This is a genomic window from Microvirga arabica, assembly GCF_016811235.1.
Taxonomy (GTDB): Bacteria; Pseudomonadota; Alphaproteobacteria; order Rhizobiales; family Beijerinckiaceae; genus Microvirga; species Microvirga arabica.
On the sequence record NZ_JAFBID010000207.1, the window covers coordinates 1 to 993 of the forward strand.

Genomic DNA, 993 nt, shown 5'->3' on the forward strand with positions numbered 1-993 from the left:
TCCACTCCGCGCCCGGCCTCGGCTCTTGCCTCAGCCTAACGACACCGTCTGTCAGATTAAGTCCAAACTACTTCAGCGGAACCGTTGTCAGACGGCGCATCGACAGCTTCGGAGAAGAGGTTGTTAGACAGGATCGCGTTTGCGGCTCTACAGGTGAGATAGAAACCGCAGAGCCTTGGGAGCGCCGAGCCCCTCGTCACAGCCGCTATTCCAGTCCAGTTGAGCCGCCACCAGAGGACGTTCCATACGTCGATTGAACAGCAGTCGACCAAGGTTACGAAGGAGAGTTCCGGTTCGCAGCCGGAGCTCTCCCTTAGTCTGTCTAAATTGTCTTCGAACCTGGGCTTCGCTCTCACTGAACAGCGATACTCCAATTCTGGCTTTCCGAAGCGGGAGGCCTCCCTATCGACTTGGTAGCAATGGTAGGAGAGGCTGTTCCCTTCAGCCTACAGTCGTAATCGGGTGGCCTGCTACCCAACACTCGCTCCTGATGAGTCCCAGTAATTAGGGTGGCACTCCTGTGCAGTGGTCACTCGCCATGTTCGCCATAGTGCGGATGATATCCAAGGGTCGCCGGCAGGACCACTTTGGCACGTCTAAAGTGCATGAGCCGGCAGATATGTCCCTGAGCGACCCACCATAATAATCGGCTGTCGGTGATTACGTTTGGCTAACCATACGGATGGCTGACCCGGACCAGCCCCACTCATGTCACATCTTGGACCCATTCCGGATCTGTCATAAGCACATGAGCGCTCAAGCGCTCCAATCTTTTAGTCGTGAGTACGATCATGAGTGATGCGAGAAACCATGCCGGATTACTGTTCCAAGTGGCTGGAAAAGGCCTCTTGGCTGCTACCATCATCGGCTTGGGGCTGTTTGCCTACTCGGTGCTGTTCTCCGGGACTGAAGAGCGATCTGCTCAAGCTGAAATTGCGCGGCTTCATCAGCAGATCCAGACAGTCACGGCCGAACGCGACCAGTTCGCGCACG

General features: G+C 55.9%; 1 protein-coding gene. It reads left to right on the top strand.

Features of this window, described 5'->3' with window-relative positions:
• Positions 1–791: 791 nt before the first annotated feature.
• Positions 792–993 (top strand): hypothetical protein (locus JQC81_RS32500; RefSeq protein ID WP_203275874.1); only part of this gene is annotated, 202 nt, incomplete at its 3' end.